This window comes from Streptomyces sp. (assembly GCF_035644915.1).
Taxonomy (GTDB): Bacteria; Actinomycetota; Actinomycetes; order Streptomycetales; family Streptomycetaceae; genus Streptomyces.
Map to the genome: position 1 here is coordinate 1 of NZ_DASQNP010000205.1, position 23,052 is coordinate 23,052.

Consider the following 23,052-nt stretch of genomic DNA (forward strand, 5'->3'; position numbering starts at 1 on the left):
GCCGGGGGCACCGCGGCGCGGGCCAGGGCGCCGTGCGCCTCGGCCGCGGCGAGCCGCACGCGCAGCTCGGCGAGTCTGCGGCGCAGGCGGCAGACGGCGTACAGGGCCGTGCCGCTCACAGCCGTGGCGAAGCCGGCGGCCAGCAGCAGGACGAGGGATATGGCGCTCACTGACGTACTCCCGATTGGAACTCCGATCCCTGAATTCCTACCGCAGCCCGCCGGGAATCTCCTGTCGGCGGCGGTGCGGCGGGCCGCCGGAAGGGCCTCCGCAGGGGGTCAGGAGGGGGAGCGGCACGGCTGTGAGCAGGAGGAACGCCGTGCCACCAGGACATGGATCACATCCTGGGGGCGCTTCGGTCTCACCGGGGTCTCACCGGCTCTCCGACGGTGAGTCAGGTCACACCGGGGCGCGGACCGGCGCGGCGCACGGCCGGGCGCACGCCCCCGCGCCGGTTCAGCTCAGCCGCTCGATGACCATGGCCATGCCCTGGCCGCCGCCGACGCACATCGTCTCCAGACCGAACTGCTTGTCGTGCCACTGGAGCGAGTTGATCAGCGTGGTGGTGATCCGGGCGCCGGTCATGCCGAAGGGGTGACCGACGGCGATCGCGCCGCCGTTGACGTTGAGCTTGTCCAGGTCGATGCCCAGGTCGCGGTAGGAGGGGATCACCTGGGCGGCGAACGCCTCGTTGATCTCCACCAGGTCGATGTCGTCGATGGTCATGCCGGCCAGCTTCAGGGCCCGCTTCGACGCCTCGACCGGGCCGTAGCCCATGATCTCGGGCGACAGCGCGGAGACGCCGGTGGAGACGATCCGGGCCAGCGGGGTGATGCCCAGCTCCCGGGCCTTGGTGTCGGACATGATCACCAGGGCGGCGGCGCCGTCGTTGAGCGGGCAGCAGTTGCCCGCGGTGACCAGGCCGTCGGGGCGGAAGACGGGCTTGAGCGCCTGCACGCCCTCCATGGTCACGCCCGGGCGCGGGCCGTCGTCCTTGGAGACCACCGTGCCGTCCGGCAGGGTGACCGGGGTGATCTCGCGCTGCCAGAAGCCGTCGGCGATGGCCTTCTCGGCGAGGTTCTGCGAGCGCACGCCGAACTCGTCCATCTCCCGGCGGGTGACGCCCTTGAGCCGGGCGAGGTTCTCGGCGGTCTGCCCCATGGCGATGTAGATGTCGGGCAGCTCCCCGTCCTCGCGCGGGTCGTGCCAGCCCTCGCCGCCCTTCTCGGCGCGGGCGGCGGTGCGGGCCTCGGCGTCGGCGAAGATCGGGTTGTGGGTGTCGGGCAGGCCGTCGGAGGTGCCCTTGACCGAGCGGGACACCGTCTCGACCCCGGCCGAGATGAACACGTCGCCCTCGCCCGCCTTGATGGCGTGCATCGCCATGCGCGTGGTCTGCAGGGAGGACGAGCAGTAGCGGGTGATGGTGCAGCCCGGCAGGTGGTCCATCCCCAACTGGACGGCGACGACGCGGCCGAGGTTGTGGCCCTGCTCGCCGCCGGGCAGGCCGCAGCCCAGCATGAGGTCGTCGATCTCGGCCGGGTCCAGTTGCGGGACCTTGGCGAGCGCGGCCTTGACGATCTCGGCGGTCAGGTCGTCCGGTCGCATCTCCTTGAGCGAGCCCTTGAAGGCGCGTCCGATCGGCGAACGGGCGGCAGAGACGATCACTGCTTCGGGCATCACGGCTCCAGGGAACGAGGGTGGAGGGCTGTGTGCCTGGGAACCTACCCGTCCGTATGACGCCGGTCACGACTCGCCGCGTGTGATCCGGGACTCTTTTCTAAGCGCTTGCTCAGTCCTCGGTGCGGGGCCCGGCCGCGCGGCCCCGCACCCGCTCCTCCCTCAGCGTGCCCAGGGACGCGCCCCGGCATCGGTGGACGGGGCCGGGGACAGGGCGGCCTCCTCGGCCTCCGGCAGCCGCCGCCGACGGCGGTGCTTCAGCAGCGCCCACGGGCCGCGGACCGCCGCGACCTCGGTGCCGCCCTCGTCGGCCGCCACGGCGGCGGCGCGGTCCACCGGGAGGATGCCCTCGCGGCGGGCGGCGTCGGGACGCTCGTCCTCCGGCCACAGGCCCAGCGCGGCGCAGAGCGTGGGGAGGAAGGCCATGGCCGCGGTCGCATAGCCCTCGGCCGAGGGGTGGTAGTGGTCCGGGCCGAACAGCTCCCGCGGGTTCGCCTCGAACTCCGGGCCCAGCAGATCGCCCAGCGAGACCGTACGGCCGCCCAGCTCCACCACCGCGATCGTCTGCGCCGCCGCGAGCTGGCGGCTCATCCGGCGGGCGATCCAGCGCAGCGGCTGGGCCACCGGCTCGATCGTGCCCAGGTCCGGGCAGGTGCCCACCACGACCTCGCACCCGGCCGTGCGCAGCCGCGCCACCGCCTCCGACAGCAGCCGCACCGAACGGGCGGGCGGCATGCGGTGGGTGACGTCGTTGGCGCCGATCATGATCACGCACACGTCCGGCGCGCCCCCGGACCCCTCGGACCCGTCCCCGTCGTCCCCCAGCAGCAGGGTCACCTGACGGTCCAAGTCGTCCGAGCGCGCGCCGGGCACCGCCACGTTGCGCAGCCGCACCGGCCGCTCCGCCACCGCCGCCAGCCCCGAGGCGAGCAGCGCCCCCGGGGTCTGCCCGGCCCGGCGCACGCCCTGCCCGGCGGCGGTGGAGTCGCCGAGCAGCGCCAGCCGCAGCGGCGTCTGCTGCGCGCCGGGGCCGGCGTGGGCGAGGTTCGCGCCGTACAGCCCGTCCGCCACCGGCGGCGGCGCGTCCGACTCGCCCACCCGGCGTCTCGCCAGCCGCGCCTGGGTCAGCAGCAGGCCGACGGCGGCCCCGCCGAGCAGCCCCACGCCCCCGCCGCCGTAGGCCGCGGCGGTCGCGATCCTGCGCGCCACTCTCGCTCTCGACATGGGTTCCTCCGCTCAGCTCCGCCGCGCCTCGCGGCCCCGGCCACCCCGCGCGCCCCGCCACGCGTCACTATGGGTGTGTTGCCCAGTGCCGCCCGCCGCGCAACGCGCGTCGCACGGCCTCCGCGGCACCCTAGGCTGGCGGTACGGGCAGGCGAAGGCGACTGCCCCCGAGTGCGGAGAACCAGGTGCAGTATCACGAGTCGATGATCGAGCTTGTCGGCAACACCCCGCTGGTCAAGCTGAACAGCGTGACGGCGGGGATCCAGGCCACCGTCCTGGCGAAGGTCGAGTACTTCAACCCCGGCGGCTCGGTGAAGGACAGGATCGCGGTCCGGATGATCGAGGCCGCCGAACGCTCCGGCGAGCTGAAGCCGGGCGGCGTCATCGTCGAGCCCACCTCCGGCAACACCGGGGTCGGACTGGCGATCGTCGCCCAGCAGAAGGGCTACCGCTGCATCTTCGTCTGCCCGGACAAGGTGTCCACGGACAAGATCAACGTGCTGCGCGCGTACGGCGCGGAGGTCGTGGTCTGCCCCACCGCGGTCGACCCCGAGCACCCCGACTCCTACTACAACGTCTCCGACCGGCTGGTGCGCGAGACGCCCGGCGCCTGGAAGCCCGACCAGTACAGCAACCCCAACAACCCGCGCTCGCACTACGAGACCACCGGCCCCGAGCTGTGGAAGCAGACGGACGGGAGGATCACCCACTTCGTGGCGGGCATCGGCACCGGCGGCACGATCAGCGGCACCGGCCGCTACCTCAAGGAGGTCTCCGGCGGGAAGGTGCGGATCATCGGCGCCGACCCGGAGGGCTCGGTGTACTCGGGCGGCTCCGGACGGCCGTACCTGGTCGAGGGCGTCGGCGAGGACTTCTGGCCCGACGCCTACGACCGCGGGGTGACGGACGAGATCATCGCCGTCTCCGACAAGGACTCCTTCCAGATGACGCGGCGCCTGGCCCGCGAGGAGGGGCTGCTGGTCGGCGGCTCCTGCGGCATGGCGGTGGTGGCGGCGCTGCGCGTGGCCGAGCGCCTCGGGCCGGACGACACGGTCGTCGTCCTGCTGCCGGACGGCGGGCGCGGCTACCTCTCGAAGATCTTCAACGACGAGTGGATGGCCGACTACGGCTTCCTGGAGGAGGGCGAGCCCACCCAGGCCCGCGTCGGCGACGTGCTGCGCCACAAGGAGGGCGCGCTGCCGTCCCTGGTCCACATGCACCCGGACGAGACGGTCGGCGAGGCCATCGAGGTGCTGCGCGAGTACGGCGTCTCGCAGATGCCCGTCGTCAAGCCCGGCGCGGGCCACCCGGACGTGATGGCGGCGGAGGTCGTCGGCTCGATCGTCGAGCGCGAGCTGCTGGACGCCCTGTTCACGCAGCGCGCCAAGCTGGACGACCCGCTGGAGGCGCACATGAGCGCGCCGCTGCCGCAGGTCGGCTCGGGCGAGCCGGTCGCCGACCTGATGCCGGTGCTGGAGCGGGCCGACGCCGCGATCGTGCTGGTCGAGGGCAAGCCGACCGGGGTGGTCAGCCGGCAGGACCTGCTGGCCTTCCTGGCCCGGGGAGCGGGCGGCACGGCGACCGCGACGGCCGCGGCGAAGTAGTACCGCAGGCGTCACGGCGCCGCAAAACGCGGTTAACACCCGTGGGGCACTGTGGAGGTCATCGGCGCGGGGAACTCCGGAGCGGCTCCCGGACCTTCTTCGGCGCCCTGGACGCGGGGCCGGTTCCCGACCGGCCCGGCCGCGTCCTCGCGGGGATCGCCGTCGTCCCGCCCTCGGCGCGTGCGCCGGGGTGCGGCGGTCCCCGCGCGATCCCCCTTCCGCCGCGGCGCCCCGCCGCGGGTCAGTCCCAGTCGCCGTCCGCCGTACGGCGCGCCGCACGGCGGGCGCGGGACCACGGGAGGCGGTCCGCGGAGTGGACGGCGTTGACGCCGACGATCCCGGCCCAGCAGACCAGCAGCCCGGCCAGCCCCGTGTTCACCGCGGCGATCGCCGAGAGCGGGATGGCCAGGACCAGCGAGATCGCGGCGAGGCCGAAGACGGCGCCGGGCCCCTCCGCGGGCTGGCCCCCGTGGGGCGCGCGGGCGCCGCGGGCCAGGACCATCTGCTGCTCGGCCATCCGGTGCCGCACGCGGCGGTCGATCACGGAGTCCAGACGCCGGTCCACCTTCTCCAGGAAGGAGTCGACCAGCTCCGACTCGTACTCCGGCCCGAGCTCCCTGCGCGTCTGCAGGGTGGCGTCGAGCTCTTTCCTCAACTCAGGGTCAGGGCCACGGGCATCCATGGGCCCCACGCTACGGCCGGCCGGCCGCCGGGGCAGTGGGGCTAGCCCCCGGAACCGCGGGGGGCTCCCTCCAGGCCGGGACCGGGGACGGGGCCGGTCCCGCGCGGCGCTCCGCACCGATACTGAATAGAGTCATGCGGAGTCGGGGAGCGCTGAAGAGGGGTAGACGAGATGCGGGCGGACACGCGGGGGAGGACACGGTGAACGGCGCGGGCGCGCGGCTGCTGAAGCTGTTCGAGGGGCACCGGCTGACCCCCACCCAGCGGCGGATCGCCCACTGCATGGTGCGGCGGGCGGACGACGCGCCGTTCCTGTCCAGCGTCGAACTGGCGGAGCTGGCCGGGGTGAGCCAGCCGTCGGTGACCCGCTTCGCCGTGGCGCTCGGCTTCGACGGCTATCCGGCGCTGCGCAGGTACCTGCGCGAGGCCCAGCCCGCGGAGGGCGGGGAGGGCGGCGGGACGGCCGGGCCGGCCGTCCGGAACGAGTACCAGCAGGCCGTGCACGCCGAGATCGAGAACCTGCGGCGGCTCGCCGACCAGCTCGCCGACCCCGCCCCCGTCGCCGAGGCCGGACGCCTGCTGGCCGCCTCCCGCCCCCTGCCCGTCCTGGGGCTGCGGGCCGCCGCCGCGCAGGCCCGCGGCTTCGCGTACTTCGCCGCCAAGGTGCACCCGGACGTACGGCTGCTGGACGAGGGCGGCTCGATGCTGGCCGACCGGCTCGACGGGGCGGTGCGCGCCGGGGCGAGCGCGCTGCTGTGCTTCGCGCTGCCGCGCCACCCGCGCGAGGTGGTGGCCGCCCTGGAGCACGCGCGGGCGGCCGGGCTGCGCGTCGTCACCGTCGCCGACAGCGCCTTCGCGCCCGTCGCGCACCCGCGGGACCTGCTGCTGCCCGCGGCCGTCGGAACCGCCCTGTCCTTCGACACCGCCTGCGCGCCCATGATGCTGGGGCGGGTGCTGCTGGAGGCGATGTGCGACGAGCTGCCGGACGCGCAGGCCCGGCTGGAGGAGTTCGACGCGCGCGCCGCCGAGCGGGGACTGTTCGCCGAGTGACCCGCCGGGCGGGCCGTCCGGCGCGGGCCGTCCGTCCCGGCCGGTCCTCCGTCCGGTTTTCTCAGAGGAATCTCATCCTCGCTCACTACGCTTCCGCCCGGAGCGGAAAAGCCGTGACGGCATGCAGGTGAACGGAGCGGAACACCGGGAGACGAGGAGGACTTGCCGTGGGACGCGGTGCGTATGCGCTGGCGAGGGTGGCGGTGTACGTGCGGACGGCGGGCGTCGCGCTGTGGTGGACCGGCGTGGCGGCCGCGGGCGTCGGACTGGCGGTGCCGGGACTGACCGGGCGGCGGATCGGAGTGCTGGCCGGGGCCGCGCTCTTCCTCCTGGCCGCCCTCACCACCTTCCTGGTGCGCCGCCGCCGCTGCTCGACGCTGATCAGGGGCGCGTCCAAGGCGGACCAGTGGGTGGTGCTGCACGACCGCGCGGTGACCGTGCGCACCTGGCTGCGCAGGCGCCGGTGGTGGCTGACCGCCGCCTTCCTGGCGGCCGTGGCCTCCTCCGCCGCCGCGCCCGCCGCGGGCGGCATGCTGCTGGCCGGGACCGGCGCGGGCCTGTGGGCGAAGTCGGTGTGGCTGGGCGCCTGGGAGCGCCGCCACGAGCAACTGCTGTGGGTGCGCCCGGAGTGGGCCGACGGGCGCAGCCCGGCCCGCAGGGCGGTGCGCGGCTGGACGACCACCGGCCCGCTGGCCGGGGACGCCGCACCGGGCGGTGCGCGCCGTCGCCGCCCGGCGGCCCCGGCCCGGGAGCGCCGCCCCCGGGCGCGGGTCACGGCCGCGGCGCGATGAGCGCGTCGCGCTGAGCCCCGCCGGACGCGGCGACGATCTCGTCCAGGGTCTGCGGCGGCCGTACGGTCGTGAAGCGCACCTCGGCCGTACGGCCGCCGTCGCCGTCGGCGGTGCCGTCCGTGGTGCCGTCCGCCACGGTGAAGCCGTAGACGCCCGGCCGGGGCAGGCTGTTGTAGTCGAACGGGGTGGAGAAGTAGTACGCCCCGGTGTCCAGCAGCGCCACCAGGTCGCCCGCCGCCAGCTCGGGCAGCTCCCGGCCCCGGGCCACGAGGTCGCCCGCGAAGCAGCACGGCCCGGCGACGTCCTGGACGGTGCCGGGGCCCTCCTTGGGCCGCCCCCGCCCGTCGTAGGCGGCGACCCGCAGCGGCCACGCCTCGGGTGCGAAGACCGTCCGCACGGCGACCTGGGCACCCGCGTGGGTGACCGCTATGGGACGGCCGCCGGCGCTCTTGGCGTACTCCACCCGGGCCAGGATCAGCCCGCACTTGGCCAGCAGGGACCGTCCGAACTCGGTGACCAGTCCGTACCGCCCGTCGAACAGGCCGGGGACGGTGGCGCGCAGCAGCCGGGCGTACTCGGCGAAGGTCGGGGTGGTCTCCTCGGAGGCGAAGTTGACCGGCAGGCCGCCGCCGATGTCGAGGGTGTCGATCTGCCGGCGCCCGGCGGCCCGGTTGACCTCCTCGGCCAGCTCGTAGGTGGCGGCCACGCCCGCCGCCATCATCTCCAGGGACATGCCCTGGGAGCCGACGTGGCAGTGCAGCCGGGTGATCCAGGGCCGCTCGACGCAGGCGCGCACGACGAACTCCCGCGCCCCCTCGTCCCGCAGCGCGAACCCGAACTTCGAGGTCGCGGTCGCGGTGCTCATCGCGCCGATGCTGCCGCCGCCGAGCTGCGGGTTGACGCGCAGGCCGACCGGTGAGGCGGACGGGGCGGGGAGGGCGCCGGGGGCCATCAGGGCGTCCAGCCGCTCCAGCTCCTGGCGGTTGTCGGCGTTGAGGGCGACGCCCAGCTCCAGGGCCTCGCGCAGCTCGGCCTCCGTCTTGGCGGGCGAGTCCAGCACGATGCGCTCCGGGCCGAGCCCGGCGGCCCGGGCCAGGGCCAGTTCGCCGGGGCTGGCGACCTCGCAGCCCAGCCCGCAGTCGGCGAGCAGCCGCAGCACGGGGACCAGGGAGCACGCCTTGACCGCGAAGGCGTGCAGCACGGGCTGGCCGGGGGCGGTCACCTCCGCGAAGGCGGCGTGCAGGGCGGCCGCCGCCTCCCGTACGGACGCCACGTCCAGGAGGGCGGCGACCGGCCGGTCGTCGGAGAGCAGCCCCTGCTCGGCCGCCGCCCGGACGGCGGCCTCGCGGCGGAGGACGGCCGCGGGCACGCCGGGGGATCCGGCGGCCGTGGGGGATCCGGAGGGCCCGGGGGACGGGACGGCACGGTGCGTGGAAGCCATGGGGACAAGACAAACACGTCCGTGGCGCGCGGGCACACCCCCTGTTGACTAGATCTATTCACTACGTAGAGTGGCTGTAGTATCCAATTCACACGGAGGGCAGGGGCCATGACAGGAACGTCGGGGCCATCAGGACCGCGAACCGTGCGGGCGCCGCGCGGCACCGGGCTGACCGCCCGGGGCTGGCAGCAGGAGGCCGCCCTGCGGATGCTGCAGAACAACCTCGATCCCGAGGTCGCCGAACACCCCGAGCAGCTCGTCGTCTACGGCGGCACCGGCAAGGCGGCGCGCGACTGGCCCTCCTTCGACGCCATGGTGCGCACCCTGACCACCCTGGGGCCGGACGAGACGATGCTCGTCCAGTCGGGCCGGCCGGTCGGCGTGCTGACCACCCACGAGTGGGCGCCGCGCGTGCTGATCGCCAACTCCAACCTGGTGGGCGACTGGGCCACCTGGGAGGAGTTCCGCCGCCTGGAGCGGCTCGGGCTCACCATGTACGGCCAGATGACGGCCGGGTCCTGGATCTACATCGGCACCCAGGGCATCCTCCAGGGCACCTACGAGACCTTCGCCGCCGTCGCCGCCAAGCGCTTCGGCGGCTCCCTGGCCGGGACGATCACCCTCACCGCCGGGCTCGGCGGCATGGGCGGCGCCCAGCCGCTCGCGGTCACCATGAACGGCGGCGTCGCCCTGTGCGTGGACTGCGACCCGCGCGCCATCGAGCGCCGCATCGAACACCGCTACCTCGACGTGCGCGCCGACTCCCTCGACCACGCCCTGCGCCTGGCCACCGAGGCCCGCGACGCGCGGCGCCCGCTGTCGGTCGGCGTCCTGGGCAACGCCGCCGACGTGGTGCCGCGCCTGCTCGCGATGGGCGCGCCGATCGACGTCGTCACCGACCAGACCTCGGCCCACGACCCGCTGAGCTACCTGCCGCTGGGCGTCGACTTCGCGGACATGGCGTCCTACGCCGCCGAGAAGCCCGCCGACTTCACCGCGCGGGCCCGCGAGTCCATGGCCCGCCACGTGGAGGCCATGGTCGGCTTCCAGGACGCGGGCGCGGAGGTCTTCGACTACGGCAACTCCATCCGCGGCGAGGCGCGGCTCGCCGGCTACGGGCGGGCCTTCGACTTCCCCGGCTTCGTGCCCGCCTACATCCGGCCGCTGTTCTGCGAGGGCAAGGGCCCCTTCCGCTGGGCCGCGCTCTCGGGCGACCCCAGGGACATCGCGGCGACCGACCGCGCCGTCCTCGACCTCTTCCCCGAGAACGAGTCCCTGGCCCGCTGGATCCGGATGGCCGGGGAGCGCGTCCACTTCCAGGGCCTGCCCGCCCGCATCTGCTGGCTCGGCTACGGGGAGCGGGACCGGGCCGGGGAGCGCTTCAACGACATGGTGGCCTCCGGCGAGCTGAGCGCGCCGATCGTCATCGGCCGCGACCACCTGGACTGCGGCTCGGTGGCCTCCCCCTACCGCGAGACCGAGGCCATGCTCGACGGCTCCGACGCCATCGCCGACTGGCCGCTGCTCAACGCCATGGTCAACGTGGCCTCCGGCGCCTCCTGGGTCTCCGTCCACCACGGCGGGGGCGTCGGCATGGGCCGCTCGATCCACGCCGGCCAGGTCACGGTCGCCGACGGCACGCCGCTGGCCGGGGAGAAGATCCGCCGGGTGCTGACCAACGACCCGGGCACGGGCGTCATCCGCCACGTCGACGCCGGGTACGAGCGCGCCGAGGAGGTCGCCGCCGAGCGCGGCGTCCGCGTCCCGATGCGCGAGGGCGGCGGAGGCGGGAACGGCCGGGGAGACGGCGGAGGCACCGCGTGACCCCCGGCCGGGCCCCGGCGCCCCCGCCCGCCCCCGCCGCGTGGCGGCGGGGCGCCTCGTTCCAGGAGATGTGGCGGGACCTGCTGCCCGTCGGGCGGGCGCCCGGCGGTGGCTACCGGCGGTACGCCTGGACCGGCGCGGACGCCGAGTGCCGCGCGTGGTTCCGGGAGCAGGCCACCGCCCGGGGCCTGGCCTGTGAGGTGGACCGCAACGGCAACCAGTGGGCCTGGCTCGGCGGCCCCGCCTCCGGTGGGGACGCCCCCGGGGCCGGGGACGCCGTGGTGACCGGTTCGCACCTGGACTCCGTGCCCGACGGCGGCGCCTTCGACGGCCCGCTGGGCGTGGTGTCGGCCTTCGCCGCGCTCGACGAACTGCGCGAGCGGGGCGCACGCCCGGCCCGCCCGCTGGCCGTCGTCAACTTCGGCGACGAGGAGGGCGCCCGCTTCGGCCTCGCCTGCGTCGGCTCCCGGCTGACCACCGGACAGCTCACCCCGGAACGGGCCCGCGAGCTGCGCGACGCCGACGGGACCACCCTGCCCCGGGCCATGGAGCGGGCCGGACACGATCCCGACGCGATCGGCGCCGACCCGGAACGGCTCGCCCGCATCGGCGCGTTCGTCGAACTGCACATCGAGCAGGGCCGCCACCTCGCCGCCGCGCCCGGCGACCACCCGGTGGGCGTCGCCTCCGCGATCTGGCCGCACGGCCGGTGGCGGTTCGACTTCCACGGCGAGGCCAACCACGCCGGCACCACCCGCCTGGAGGACCGCCGCGACCCGATGCTGACCTACGCCAACACCGTGCTGGCCGCCCGCAAGAAGGCGCGCCTGGCCGGGGCGCTGGCCACCTTCGGCAAGGTCGCCGTCGAACCGAACGGCGTCAACGCCATCGCCTCCCTGGTGCGGGGCTGGCTCGACTCCCGCGCCCCCGACGAGGACACCCTCGCCGCCGTCGTCGCCGAGATCGAACGCGCGGCGGCCGAACGCGGCGCGCGCGACGGGGTGCGCGTCACGGTCACCCGCGAGTCCTTCACCCCGGTGGTGGAGTTCGACCACGCCCTGCGCGACCGGCTGGCCGGGCGGCTCGGCGGGGCGCCGGTGCTGCCCACCGGCGCGGGCCACGACGCGGGCATCCTCTCCGCCGTGCTCCCGACCGCCATGCTCTACGTGCGCAACCCCACCGGCGTCTCGCACTCGCCCGCCGAGTCCGCCGGGGAGGACGACTGCGCCGCCGGAGTACGGGCACTCGCCGACGTACTGGAGGACCTGGCGTGCCGGTGAACCCGACGAACGACCCGGCCGGGCTCCCGCCCGGCCCCGCCCCGGCCCCGGAGGCCGTGTACTGGGCCGAGTACGCCTGGCTCGACGGCACCGTCGAGCAGGGCGTGGTGCTGGAGACCGCCGGCGGCCGGATCACCGCCGTCCGCACCGGGGTGCCCGCCCCGCCGCCCGGCGCCGAGCCGCTGCGCGGCCTGACCCTGCCCGGGCTGGCCAACGCCCACTCCCACGCCTTCCACCGCGCCCTGCGCGGCACCGTCCAGATCGGCTCCGGCACCTTCTGGACCTGGCGCCGGGTGATGTACTCCGTCGCCGACCGCCTCACCCCCGAGAGCTACTTCGCGCTGGCCCGGGCCACGTACGCCGAGATGGCCCTGGCCGGCATCACCTGCGTCGGCGAGTTCCACTACCTCCACCACGCCCCCGGCGGCATCCCCTACGACGACCCGAACGCCATGGGGCACGCCCTGATCGCCGCCGCCGCCGAGGCGGGCATCCGCATCACCCTCCTGGACACCTGCTACCTGGCCTCCGGCCTCCTCAGCGCGCGCCGCGGCAAGGCCCCCGACCGCCACCAGCTCCGCTTCAGCGACGGCAGCGCCGCCGCCTGGGCGGAGCGGGCCGCCGCCCTGGTGCCGGAGGGCGACCACGCCCGCGTGGGCGCGGCGATCCACTCCGTGCGCGCCGTGCCCGCCGCCGAACTGGCCACCGTCGCCGACTGGGCCCGGGAGCGGGACGCGCCCCTGCACGTCCACCTCTCCGAGCAGCCCGCCGAGAACGACGCCTGCCTGGCCGTCCACGACCGCACGCCCACCCGGCTGCTGGCCGACCACGGCGTGCTCGGCCCCGGCACCACCGCCGTCCACGCCACCCACCTCACCGCCGCCGACGTCGCCCTCCTCGGTGGCTCCGGCACCCGGGTGTGCATGTGCCCCACCACCGAGCGCGACCTGGCCGACGGCATCGGCCCGGCGGCCGACCTGATGCGCGCGGGCTCGCCGCTGTGCCTGGGCAGCGACAGCCACGCCGTGATCGACCTGCTGGAGGAGGCCCGCGCCCTGGAACTGGACGAGCGGCTGCGCACCCGTGCCCGCGGCCACTGGACCGCGTCCCAGTTGCTGCGCTTCGCCACCGAGTTCGGTCATGCCTCCCTCGGCTGGCCGGAGGCGGGCCGGCTGGAGGCCGGCCGGCTCGCCGACTTCACCACCGTCGCCCTGGACTCGGTGCGCACCGCCGGCCCCCCGGCCCGGCTGGCGGCCCAGGCGGCCGTCTTCGCGGCGACGGGCGCCGATGTGCGCCACACGGTCGTCGGCGGTCGCCACGTGGTGCGCGACGGGGTACACCGGAGCGTGCCGGACGTCCCCGCGGCCCTGGCGGACGCCATCCAGCAAGGAGCAGCCCGCTGATGAGCACCACGACCGCCCCCCTGTCCACCACCACCAGCACCCTCATCACCAACATCGCCAGCCTGGTCACCAACGACCACCACCTCCCCGGCACCTCCGGCGACGACCCCCTCGGGCGGATGCGGAACGCGGCCGTCGTCATCGAGGGCGACCGCATCGCCTGGGTCGGTGCGGCACGTGAAGCACCCGCCACCGACAGTCGCGTCGACGCGGAGGGCCGGGCCCTGCTGCCCGGCTTCGTCGACTCCCACTCCCACCTGGTCTTCGCCGGCGACCGCACCGAGGAGTTCGGCGCCCGCATGTCCGGCCGCCCCTACACCGCCGGCGGCATCCGCACCACCGTCGAGGCCACCCGCGCCGCCACCGACGAGCAGCTCGCCGCCACCCTCGCCCGCCACGTCCGCGAGGCGGTGCGCCAGGGCACCACCACCCTGGAGACCAAGTCGGGCTACGGCCTCACCGTCGAGGACGAGGCCCGCGCCCTGCGGATCGCCGAGGCGCAGGTGGACGAGGTCACCTACCTCGGCGCCCACGTCGTGCCGCCCGAGTACGCCGACGACCCGGACGGCTACGTCGACCTCGTCACCGGGCCGATGCTGGACGCCTGCGCCCTCCACGCCCGCTGGGTGGACGTCTTCTGCGAGCGGGGGGCCTTCGACGAGGACCAGGCGCGTGCCGTCCTCACCGCCGGGATCGCCCGCGGCCTGGTCCCGCGCGTGCACGCGGGCCAGCTCGGCCCCGGCCCCGGCGTCCGGCTCGCCGTCGAGCTCGACGCCGCCTCCGCCGACCACTGCACCCACCTGAGCGACGCCGACGTCGACGCCCTCGCGGGCAGCCGTACGGTCGCCACCCTGCTGCCCGGCTGCGAGTTCTCCACCCGCTCGCCCTACCCCGACGCCCGCCGCCTGCTGGACGCGGGCGTCACCGTCGCGCTGTCCACCGACTGCAACCCGGGTTCGTCGTACACCAGCTCCATGCCCTTCTGCATCGCCCTCGCCGTCCGGGAGATGGGCATGACCCCCGACGAGGCCGTCCGGGCCGCCACCGCGGGCGGCGCCGCGGCCCTGCGCCGCATCGACGTCGGCCGCGTGACGCCCGGCGCCCGCGCCGACCTGGTGCTGCTGGACGCGCCCTCGCACGTCCACCTCGCCTACCGTCCCGGCGTCCCGCTCGTGGCGGCGGTCTGGCAGCACGGCACCCGCGTGCTGTGACCCCGAAACGCCCCGGGACCGGTGGCCCCGGGGAGGGAGCCGGACCGGGGGAGGGAGAAGGAGAGGGCCGCCCCGGCGTCTGCCGGGGCGGCCCCGAGGGAGTCCGTGGTCCGCCGGAGGGGCGGGGAGGTCACTCCTCCACCAGCAGCCCCTTGCGGAGCCTGCCCAGTGTCCGCGACAGCAGCCGGGAGACGTGCATCTGCGAGATGCCCAGCTCCTCGCCGATCTCGGACTGGGTCATGTTCGCCACGAACCGCAGGGAGAGGATTCTGCGGTCGCGCGGCGAGAGCTCGGCGATCAGCGGCTTGAGGGACTCCACGTACTCGATGCCCTCCAGCCCGTGGTCCTCGTAGCCGATGCGGTCCGCGAGGGCGCCCTCGGTCTCGTCCTCCTCGGGCTGGGCGTCGAGCGAGCTGGCGGTGTAGGCGTTGCTGGCCGCCATGCCCTCGATCACCTCGTCCCGGGAGATGCCCAGCCGCTCGGCCAGCTCGCCGACCGTGGGGGAGCGGTCCAGTTGCTGGGCGAGTTCGTCCCCGGCCTTGGCCAGGTCCAGGCGGAGTTCCTGGAGGCGCCGCGGGACGCGCACGGACCAGGAGGTGTCGCGGAAGAAGCGCTTGATCTCGCCGACGATCGTCGGCATCGCGAAGGTGGGGAACTCGACCCCGCGGGAGGGGTCGAAGCGGTCGATCGCCTTGATCAGGCCGATGGTGCCGACCTGGACGATGTCCTCCATGGGCTCGCTGCGGGAGCGGAACCGGGAGGCGGCGAACTTCACCAGGGCCAGGTTCAGCTCGACGAGGGTGTTGCGGACGTACGCGTACTCGTGGGTGCCCTCCTGCAGCGTCTCCAGACGCTCGAAGAGGGTCCTGGACAGGGCCCGCGCATCCAGCGGCCCCACCTCGTCGTACGGCGGGATCTCGGGGAGCCGGAGCTGGTCGGAGAGGCTTTCGGCCTGTTCCGGGCTCACCTCCGGAAGCCCGCTGTCGGTCTGTTCGGGCGAGACGATCGACGACGCGGTGGGCGATTCGTCGAGCCGGGGTGACATGGTGTCCTCCATCGTTCTCGGCATATGGCTGCCGAAGCCGTTCCTGCACTACCGGGGTGCGGCGCCTCCAAGCCGACGTGCTTTAGTGGTTCCTCCTACGCCTACCTGCTCCCACGGGACCATGGCAAGTGCTGGTTGTCCGAATATGACCCAATGTGCTGGTTGTGCGGCTACCGGTCGCGGCGGTAAAGGCGTAGGGTTCGAACGTCCATCTTCGGACGGCAGTGATCGGCCACTAGACGACGTGAAGGGGTGTGCATGGACCGCGGGATGCCCGGCAGCACCAGCCACCGGGGCCGGCTGACGGTCGACGTACAGCGCCATGGCGCGAGTCTGGTGGTGACACCGGACGGGGAACTCGACCACCACACCGCCGATCTGCTGCGCGAGCCGCTGGAGCGCGCGCTCGGGGACGGCTGCAAGCTGGTCGTCGTGGACTGCTCGCGGCTCGAGTTCTGCGATTCCACCGGACTCAACGTCCTCCTGGGAGCCAGGCTGAAGGCCGAGGCGGCCGGGGGCGGGATCCACCTGGCCGGAATGCGACCGGTCGTCGCGCGGGTGTTTGAGATCACCGGCGCCGACGGCGTGTTCGCCCTCCACGAGACCCTGGCCGATGCCCTGAAGGAAACGGCGCAGTCCTAGGGCCTTTTCGGCCCCGTGCTCCGGGACCGTGACCCGGGCGTTACGCGGAGAAAGCGATTCCGGTGACATCGAGGGGTGTTCTCCCGGCCCGGCAGGGCAGGAGACTCCCTGAAATGCCTCTGAAGCAGTTGTCCGCAGATTGAGCGAAAACCGACGAACGGTCAATCGGTGAGGTGAAGCACTGATGAGCACCACCCGGCCGCAACCGGCGGGCGATCGCGGCCCGGAGCCGGAGGGCACCGCCGCGACCGCAGCCGCACCGGTCGGTCAGGTGCGCGAGATGCGCCAGGTTCGGCGGCTGCGGCTGATGGGGGCCAGCGGTGCTGTGCCCCGCGCCCGCGACTTCACCCGCCAGGCGCTCCACGACTGGGGCTGGCTGCCCGCAGCCAGCGCCGAGCAGCGCGCCGCCGCCGAAGACGCCCTCCTCGTCGTCTCCGAACTGGTGACGAACGCCTGTCTGCACGCCGACGGCCCCGAGGAGGTGCGGATAGGCTTCGGCCCCAAGCTCCTGCGGATCGAGGTCGCCGACCGCGGCGCCGGCCTCCCCTCGCCCCGCACCCCCCACCGTCCCGGGCGGCCCGGTGGACACGGCATGTTCATCGTCCAGCGCCTGTGCCTGGACTGGGGCGTGGTGCGCAACCCCGACGGAGCCGTCGGCAAGACGGTCTGGGCGGAGCTGGCCGGGCCGGACGCGGACTGAGCCCGCCGCTCCCCGCCGGAGCGCACGATCCCCGCCGGGTTCCGTTCGGAGCCCGGCGCAGTCGTCTCCAGGGCGCGCGGCCTGCCGGAGGCCACGGGGGTACGGGCCGGGCCCCGGTCCTGTGACAGGACCGGGGCCCGGCGCGTCTCGTGCGCGGTGCGGCGTGCCCGCCGCCCTACGGTACGGTCACCGCACGTCGCCCATCAGGGCGCGGATCCGCTTCGCGGCCGCCATGAAGGCGAGGCCGGTGGCCACGGCGATGACGCCCCACATCGTGTAGTAGGCCGCGTCGCCCATCGGCTCGTTGAGCTGGGTCACCCAGCCGTTGAGGGCGTTGCCGGTGGAGATGGCCAGGAACCACAGGCCCATGATCTGGCCGACGAACCGCTTCGGGGCCAGCTTGGTCGACAGGGAGAGGCCCACCGGGGACAGGCACAGCTCACCGATCGTCTGCAGCAGGTACACGCCCAGCAGCCAGAAGACGGTGACCTTGCCGGTCTCGCTGTTGGCCGCGGCGGCGCCCGCCAGGCCCATCAGGGCGAAGGAACCGCCGATGAGCAGCATGGCCAGGGCGAACTTCACCGGGGTGCTGGGCTCGCGGTCGCGCTGGGCCAGCCGGACCCACAGGCTCGCGAAGACCGGCGCCAGGACGATGATCATGAACGGGTTGACCGACTGGAACCACGAGGCCGGGAACTCCCAGCTTCCGATCATGCGGTCGGTGCTGTTGTCCGCGAAGATCGTCAGCAGCGAGCCGGACTGGTCGTAGATCATCCAGAACAGCACGGCGGTGGCGAAGAACCACATGAACGCCTTGACGCGCGGCCGGTCCTCGCCCGTCAGCTCCGGGTTCCGGTACATCGAGACGAAGTACAGGACCGGCACCACGATGCCGAGGACGGCCAGGAAGTTCACCACGTGCTCGATGTCGTAGGTGCCCAGGGCGACGTCCGCCACCAGCGCGGCGACGGCCAGGCCGGTCCACAGCGCGGCCTTGCGCAGCACGGAGCGCTTCTCCTCCGGCGTGGCCGGGGTGCCGGGCTCGCGGCCGGCGTCGCCGAGGTGGCGTCCGCCCAGGACGTACTGGACGACGGCCAGGGTCATGCCGAGACCGGCGACGGCGAAGCCCAGGTGCCAGCTCACGTTCTCGCCGAGGTAGCCGACCACCAGCGGCGCGAGCAGGCCGCCGATGTTGATCGACATGTAGAAGATGGTGAAACCGGCGTCGCGACGGGCGCTGGGCCGGCCCTCGTAGAGGTCGCCGACCATCGCCGAGATGTTCGGCTTGAGCAGGCCGGTGCCGATGGCGATGAGGCCCAGGCCGACGAAGAAGGCCACGTCGGAGGGGATCGCCAGGGTGTAGTGGCCCGCCGCGATCACGATGCCGCCCACCAGGACGGCCTTGCGGGCGCCCCAGAGGCGGTCGGCCACCCAGCCGCCGGGCATGGCGGCCATGTAGACGACGGCGTTGTAGACGCCGTAGATCGCCGCGGCGAGGGCCTCGCGGTCGGCGAGCGGACCTTCGAGGACGCCCGCGATCAGGTAGAGGACGAGGATGGCGCGCATCCCGTACCAGGAGAAGCGCTCCCACATCTCCGTCATGAAGAGCGTGGCCAGACCGCGAGGGTGGCCGAAGAAGGTCTTGTCGGTGGTACCGACTGAGCTCTTCGTCGAACTGGACGCCATAGGTTGGTGGTTCCTTGCTCGGTCGGGACGCGTACGATGTGGTGCGCACGCGCCCGGGTGGGCTGGCCGGCGCAGGACCGCGCCCCCGCCCCGCGCACGGCCCTGGCCGACAGGTTCTCGGCGTCGCCGCGCGACGGAGCCGCGGGCGGGTCGGCGGCCGGGTCCGAGGAAGATCCGTGCGGAGCGCTCCGGTCTCCCCGGCCCCTCGGCAGACTCTCGGCAGACCTCAGCAAAGAGGCCCTTGACGCACCGTGTGCGCCAAAGGCCGTCGCTTCTGGCAAACGCCTCGGTCAGGGTACGTCACCTCACAGTTGGTATATGTACGTACCAGCTAAAAAGAGGCGTACCTCACACCGGTGCCGGGAACCGGAGCCGGGCCCCCGCGACTCCCGCACACGCCGCCTGACCTCCTCTCCCGAGGTCTACCATCAGGCCATGACCCGAGTACTGCTCGCCGAGGATGATGCCTCCATCTCGGAGCCGCTGGCCCGCGCCCTGCGCCGCGAAGGGTACGAGGTCGAGGTGCGCGAGGACGGCCCCAGCGCGCTCGACACGGGGCGGCAGGGCAACGTCGACCTGCTCGTGCTCGACCTCGGTCTGCCCGGCATGGACGGACTGGAGGTGTGCCGCCGTCTCCGGACCGAGGGGCACACCTTCCCGGTCCTGGTGCTGACGGCCCGGGCCGACGAGGTGGACACCGTCGTCGGCCTGGACGCGGGCGCCGACGACTACGTCACCAAGCCGTTCCGCCTGGCCGAGCTGCTGGCCCGGGTGCGGGCCCTGCTGCGGCGCGGCGCCGTCGAGCCCGCCCAGCCCACCGCGACCCACGGCGTGCGCATCGACGTCGAGTCGCACCGGGCGTGGATGGGGGACGAGGAGCTCCAGCTCACGGCGAAGGAGTTCGACCTGCTGCGGGTGCTGGTGCGCGACGCGGGCCGGGTCGTCACCCGCGACCAGCTCATGCGCGAGGTCTGGGACACCACCTGGTGGTCGTCGACCAAGACCCTCGACATGCACATCTCCTGGCTGCGCAAGAAGCTCGGCGACGACGCGGCCAACCCCCGCTACATCTCCACCGTCCGGGGCGTCGGCTTCCGCTTCGAGAAGGAATGACCCCGGCACCGGGCCGCACCGGACCGTAGCCGAAGACCCGCGGACTCCGAAGACCCCGAGGGCTCGGGAGCCCCCGGAAGACCCGGGAAGACCTGGAAGGGCTGACACCGAGCCGTGCGCAGACGTCTGATCAACTCCACGCTGGCCGTGGTCCTGGTCGTGATCGCCGTCTTCGGGATCTCACTGGTCATCGTCGAGACCCGCACCATCGAGGAGAGCGTCCACGAGAGCGTCCGGTCCGACGCCGCACGGCTGGTCTCGGTCGTCGAGAGCCGCGTGGTCGCCAAGGAGCGGGTGACCGCCGAATCCATGCGCTCCCAGGTGCCCGGGGACCGGCACGTCCGCATCGAGCTGCCCGGACGCGACCCCATCCGGCTGGGCGAACGCCCCGAGGGCGACGTCATCGAGGGGCGCGCGACCGGCGCCGACGGCGTGACCGTCACCGTCCAGCTCCCCAGCAGCGCGGTCCTCGCCGAGGTGGGCCGGACCCTGCTGATCATCCTGGCGGTGGCGCTGCTCGCGGTGGCCGCCGCGGTGCTCCTGGCCGTACGGCAGGCCCGCCGGGTCGCGGCCCCGCTCACCGACCTCGCCGAGACCGCCGAACGCCTCGGCTCCGGCGACCCGCGGCCCCGGCACCGGCGCTACGGGGTGCCCGAGCTGGACCGGGTGGCCGACGTGCTGGACGCCAGTGCCGAGCGGATCGCCCGGATGCTCACCGCCGAACGGCGGCTGGCCGCGGACGCCTCCCACCAGCTCCGCACGCCGCTGACCGCGCTGTCCATGCGGCTGGAGGAGATCGTCACGGCGGCCGACGCCGCCGACGCCGCCCCGGGCACCGACAAGGCCGCCACCGCCACCATCAGGGAGGAGGCGATGATCGGCCTCGCCCAGGTGGAGCGGCTGACCGACGTGGTGCAGCGGCTGCTGACGAACTCGCGCGACCCCCGCTCGGGCTCGGCCGTGGGCTTCGACCTGGACGAGGTGGTCAAGCAGCAGATCGAGGAGTGGCGTCCGGCGTACCGCAAGGCGGGCCGGGCCATCGTCCGCTCCGGCCGGCAGGGCCTGCGGGCGGTGGGCACCCCGGGAGCGGTGGCGCAGGTGCTCGCCACGCTCATCGAGAACGCCCTGATGCACGGTGACGGCGCGGTCGCCCTGCGCACCCGGATCGCCGGGAACCAGGTGGTGGTCGAGGTCACGGACGAGGGGCCGGGCGTCGATCCGGAACTGGGCGCGCGGGTCTTCGAGCGCACGGTCAGCGGGCGCAACTCCACGGGCCTGGGACTGGCCGTCGCCCGGGACCTGGCGGAGGCGGACGGCGGACGGCTGGAGCTACTTCAGCAGCACCCGCCGGTCTTCGCGCTCTTTCTGAGCCGCGAGGCGGAGGAGCCGTCCGCGGGGTGACGCCTCGTGCCCGCGGGACGGCGCGGCGCGGAAGACCCAGGTGCGGTACGCCCAGAAGCGGAAGACCGTGCCCAGACCCATGCCGACGACGTTCTTGGCGATGTTGTCGGCGAGCGGCGAGGTGAGGCCCAGCCCGTAGTGGGAGACCGCCAGCACGCCGTTCTCGATCACCATGCCGATGCCGTTGATCAGCAGGAAGAGTCCGGCCTCGCGGTGCATCCGCCGCTTGTCGCTGTGGCGGTACGTCCAGTAGCGGTTGCCCAGGTAGTTGGTCCCGGTGGCGACCGCCGTGGCTATCACCCCCGACCGCACCGGGGCCAGGCCCAGGCCGTGGATGCACAGGTTGAAGACCGCGACGTTGACGAGGAAGCCGAAGGCGCCCACCGTGCCGAACTTGGCCGCCTCGCGCCGGAGCCGCCGGAGGCGGGAGCGCAGTGTGCGCTGTTCGTCCGTGAACATCCGCTCACCCCGTTCTGCCCGTTCCGCGGGCCTCCCACCGGCCATCCATCGGCCTCCCTGGCTCGCCATGCTATCCGCGGCCGTACGCCGGACGAGGTACCCGGCTTCCCGCCCGATAGGCTACGACTGTGACATTTCCCGTGATCGGCATGGTCGGGGGCGGTCAGCTCGCGCGGATGACCCACGAAGCGGGCATCCCCCTCGGCATCAGGTTCAAACTGCTCAGCGACACCCCGCAGGACTCCGCTGCCCAGGTCGTCAACGACGTCGTCGTCGGCGACTACCGCGACCTGGACACGCTGCGCGACTTCGCCCGGGGATGTGACGTGATCACGTTCGACCACGAGCACGTCCCGACCGAACACCTGCGCGCCCTGGAGGCGGAGGGCATCCCGGTGCGACCGGGAGCCGACGCCCTGGTGCACGCGCAGGACAAGGGCGTGATGCGGGCGCGGCTCACCGAGATCGGCGTGCCCTGCCCCCGGCACCGGATCGTGGCCGACCCGGCCGACGTGGCCCGGTTCGCGGACGAGACCGGCGGCTGGCCGGTCGTGCTCAAGACCGTCCGCGGCGGCTACGACGGCAAGGGCGTGTGGGTGGTGCGGTCCCAGGAGGAGGCCGCGGCGCCCTTCCGGGCGGGCGTGCCGGTGCTGGCGGAGGAGAAGGTCGACTTCGCCCGCGAGCTGGCGGCCAACGTGGTGCGCTCCCCGCACGGCCAGGCCGTGGCGTACCCGGTGGTGGAGTCCATCCAGGTGAACGGCGTCTGCGACACCGTGATCGCCCCGGCGCCCGACCTGTCGCCCGAGCTGTCCGGCCAGGCCCAGGAACTGGCGCTGACGATCGCCAGGGAGCTGGGCGTCGTCGGGCACCTGGCGGTCGAGCTGTTCGAGACCCACGACGGCCGCGTGCTGGTCAACGAGCTGGCCATGCGCCCCCACAACAGCGGCCACTGGACCCAGGACGGCGCGGTCACCTCGCAGTTCGCCAACCACCTGCGGGCCGTGCTCGACCTCCCCCTCGGCGACCCGCGCCCGCGCGCGCCGTGGACGGTGATGGTCAACGTGCTCGGCGGCGACTACCCCGACATGTACCAGGGCTACCTGCACTGCATGGCCCGCGACCCGCAGTTGAAGATCCACATGTACGGCAAGGACGTGAAGCCCGGCCGCAAGGTGGGCCACGTCACCACCTACGGCGACGACCTGGCGGACGTGCGCGAGCGCGCCGCCCACGCCGCCGGCTACCTGCGAGGGACCATCACCGAATGAGCAACGCCGCCACACCCGCGGACCGCGAACCGGTCGTCGGCATCGTCATGGGCTCGGACTCCGACTGGCCCGTCATGGAGGCCGCGGCCAAGGTCCTGGAAGAGTTCGAGGTCCCCTACGAGGTGGACGTCGTCTCCGCGCACCGGATGCCGCACGAGATGATCGCCTACGGCGACCGGGCGGCCGGCCGCGGGCTGAAGGCGATCATCGCGGGCGCCGGGGGAGCGGCCCACCTGCCCGGCATGCTCGCCTCCGTCACCCCGCTGCCGGTGATCGGCGTGCCGGTGCCGCTGGAGCACCTGGACGGCATGGACTCCCTGCTGTCCATCGTCCAGATGCCCGCCGGGGTCCCGGTCGCCACGGTCTCGGTCGGCGGCGCCCGCAACGCCGGACTGCTGGCCGTGCGCATCCTGGCGGCCCACGACGGGGCGCTGCGGGAGCGGATGGAGCGCTTCCAGGGCGAGCTGAAGGAGCAGGCCGAGGAGAAGGGCCGGCGGCTGCGGGGCAAGGTCGCCGCGGGCGGCGCGGGCTTCGGCTTCGGAGGGCGGTGAC

Annotated in this window: 20 protein-coding genes; 13 read left to right on the forward strand and 7 right to left on the reverse strand. The window is 74.0% G+C overall.

Annotated elements, in window-relative coordinates; all coding sequences use genetic code 11:
* Window positions 1-456: 456 nt before the first annotated feature.
* Together VE546_RS22665 and VE546_RS22670 are read right to left on the reverse strand one after the other, a co-directional pair.
* On the reverse strand, window positions 457-1,677 hold the full coding sequence (locus VE546_RS22665; protein WP_324925284.1) for an acetyl-CoA C-acetyltransferase: 1,221 nt from the start codon (window positions 1,675-1,677) through the stop codon (window positions 457-459).
* 162 nt (window positions 1,678-1,839) lie between these two features.
* Window positions 1,840-2,901 (reverse strand): SGNH/GDSL hydrolase family protein, encoded by a 1,062-nt coding sequence (locus VE546_RS22670; RefSeq protein WP_324925286.1) that lies wholly within the window; start codon window positions 2,899-2,901, stop codon window positions 1,840-1,842.
* Between the two features lie 185 nt (window positions 2,902-3,086).
* On the opposite strand from VE546_RS22670, the gene VE546_RS22675 reads away from it, so the two are divergent.
* The gene (locus tag VE546_RS22675) at window positions 3,087-4,505 is read left to right on the forward strand and encodes a cystathionine beta-synthase (RefSeq protein WP_324925288.1); all 1,419 of its coding nucleotides are present in this window, start codon (window positions 3,087-3,089) and stop codon (window positions 4,503-4,505) included.
* Between the two features lie 241 nt (window positions 4,506-4,746).
* On the opposite strand, the gene VE546_RS22680 is transcribed toward VE546_RS22675, so the two are convergent.
* Window positions 4,747-5,187, reverse strand: coding sequence for a hypothetical protein (locus VE546_RS22680; RefSeq protein WP_324925290.1), 441 nt, complete (start codon window positions 5,185-5,187; stop codon window positions 4,747-4,749).
* Between the two features lie 200 nt (window positions 5,188-5,387).
* Between VE546_RS22680 and VE546_RS22685 the strand changes: the two genes are divergently transcribed.
* Window positions 5,388-6,236, forward strand: a complete 849-nt coding sequence (locus VE546_RS22685) for a MurR/RpiR family transcriptional regulator (protein ID WP_324925292.1) — start codon at window positions 5,388-5,390, stop codon at window positions 6,234-6,236.
* A 167-nt stretch (window positions 6,237-6,403) separates the two neighbouring features.
* Entirely contained in the window at window positions 6,404-7,027 is a 624-nt protein-coding gene (locus tag VE546_RS22690; RefSeq protein WP_324925294.1) for a hypothetical protein, read from the forward strand.
* On the opposite strand, the gene VE546_RS22695 is transcribed toward VE546_RS22690, so the two are convergent.
* Entirely contained in the window at window positions 7,008-8,468 is a 1,461-nt protein-coding gene (locus VE546_RS22695) for a diaminopimelate decarboxylase (protein WP_414720552.1), read from the reverse strand. The genes VE546_RS22690 and VE546_RS22695 overlap by 20 nt on opposite strands.
* Window positions 8,469-8,576: 108 nt before the next feature.
* Between VE546_RS22695 and hutU the strand changes: the two genes are divergently transcribed.
* From hutU to hutI, 4 genes are all read left to right on the forward strand, one after another.
* Entirely contained in the window at window positions 8,577-10,292 is a 1,716-nt protein-coding gene (gene hutU / locus VE546_RS22700; RefSeq protein WP_324925298.1) for a urocanate hydratase, read from the forward strand.
* 68 nt (window positions 10,293-10,360) lie between these two features.
* The gene (locus VE546_RS22705) at window positions 10,361-11,572 is read left to right on the forward strand and encodes an allantoate amidohydrolase (RefSeq protein WP_324925326.1); all 1,212 of its coding nucleotides are present in this window, start codon (window positions 10,361-10,363) and stop codon (window positions 11,570-11,572) included.
* A gap of 56 nt (window positions 11,573-11,628) precedes the next feature.
* A complete protein-coding gene (locus VE546_RS22710; RefSeq protein WP_324925328.1) occupies window positions 11,629-12,975 on the forward strand; it encodes a formimidoylglutamate deiminase in 1,347 nt (448 codons plus the stop codon).
* Complete coding sequence (gene hutI / locus VE546_RS22715; RefSeq protein ID WP_324925300.1) at window positions 12,975-14,186, forward strand: imidazolonepropionase; 1,212 nt, start codon at window positions 12,975-12,977, stop codon at window positions 14,184-14,186. Before VE546_RS22710 ends, hutI begins: the two co-directional genes overlap by 1 nt.
* A gap of 130 nt (window positions 14,187-14,316) precedes the next feature.
* Here hutI and VE546_RS22720 read toward each other — a convergent pair whose 3' ends face one another.
* Entirely contained in the window at window positions 14,317-15,243 is a 927-nt protein-coding gene (locus VE546_RS22720; RefSeq protein WP_324925302.1) for an RNA polymerase sigma factor SigF, read from the reverse strand.
* A gap of 246 nt (window positions 15,244-15,489) precedes the next feature.
* On the opposite strand from VE546_RS22720, the gene VE546_RS22725 reads away from it, so the two are divergent.
* Together VE546_RS22725 and VE546_RS22730 are read left to right on the forward strand one after the other, a co-directional pair.
* The gene (locus VE546_RS22725) at window positions 15,490-15,873 is read left to right on the forward strand and encodes an STAS domain-containing protein (protein ID WP_324925304.1); all 384 of its coding nucleotides are present in this window, start codon (window positions 15,490-15,492) and stop codon (window positions 15,871-15,873) included.
* A 184-nt stretch (window positions 15,874-16,057) separates the two neighbouring features.
* Window positions 16,058-16,573 carry an ATP-binding protein gene (locus VE546_RS22730; protein ID WP_324925306.1) on the forward strand — a complete coding sequence of 172 codons (516 nt, stop codon included), beginning with the start codon at window positions 16,058-16,060 and terminating at the stop codon, window positions 16,571-16,573.
* 186 nt (window positions 16,574-16,759) lie between these two features.
* On the opposite strand, the gene VE546_RS22735 is transcribed toward VE546_RS22730, so the two are convergent.
* On the reverse strand, window positions 16,760-18,259 hold the full coding sequence (locus VE546_RS22735) for a peptide MFS transporter (protein WP_324925307.1): 1,500 nt from the start codon (window positions 18,257-18,259) through the stop codon (window positions 16,760-16,762).
* A gap of 435 nt (window positions 18,260-18,694) precedes the next feature.
* On the opposite strand from VE546_RS22735, the gene VE546_RS22740 reads away from it, so the two are divergent.
* Both VE546_RS22740 and VE546_RS22745 read left to right on the forward strand, forming a co-directional pair.
* On the forward strand, window positions 18,695-19,372 hold the full coding sequence (locus VE546_RS22740) for a response regulator transcription factor (RefSeq protein WP_324925308.1): 678 nt from the start codon (window positions 18,695-18,697) through the stop codon (window positions 19,370-19,372).
* Window positions 19,373-19,486: 114 nt separating this feature from the next.
* Window positions 19,487-20,773 (forward strand): ATP-binding protein, encoded by a 1,287-nt coding sequence (locus VE546_RS22745; RefSeq protein WP_324925310.1) that lies wholly within the window; start codon window positions 19,487-19,489, stop codon window positions 20,771-20,773.
* Here the strand turns inward: VE546_RS22745 and VE546_RS22750 are convergent.
* Window positions 20,702-21,232 carry a GtrA family protein gene (locus VE546_RS22750; RefSeq protein ID WP_324925312.1) on the reverse strand — a complete coding sequence of 177 codons (531 nt, stop codon included), beginning with the start codon at window positions 21,230-21,232 and terminating at the stop codon, window positions 20,702-20,704. The two genes, VE546_RS22745 and VE546_RS22750, sit on opposite strands and share 72 nt — an antisense overlap.
* A gap of 128 nt (window positions 21,233-21,360) precedes the next feature.
* Here VE546_RS22750 and VE546_RS22755 point away from each other — a divergent pair, with 128 nt between their 5' ends.
* Both VE546_RS22755 and purE read left to right on the forward strand, forming a co-directional pair.
* Window positions 21,361-22,500 carry a 5-(carboxyamino)imidazole ribonucleotide synthase gene (locus tag VE546_RS22755; RefSeq protein ID WP_324925313.1) on the forward strand — a complete coding sequence of 380 codons (1,140 nt, stop codon included), beginning with the start codon at window positions 21,361-21,363 and terminating at the stop codon, window positions 22,498-22,500.
* Window positions 22,497-23,051: a 5-(carboxyamino)imidazole ribonucleotide mutase gene (gene purE, locus VE546_RS22760; RefSeq protein WP_324925315.1), complete on the forward strand. Its 555-nt coding sequence runs from the start codon at window positions 22,497-22,499 to the stop codon at window positions 23,049-23,051. The genes VE546_RS22755 and purE overlap by 4 nt, the downstream gene beginning before the upstream one ends.
* Window position 23,052 lies beyond the last annotated feature (1 nt).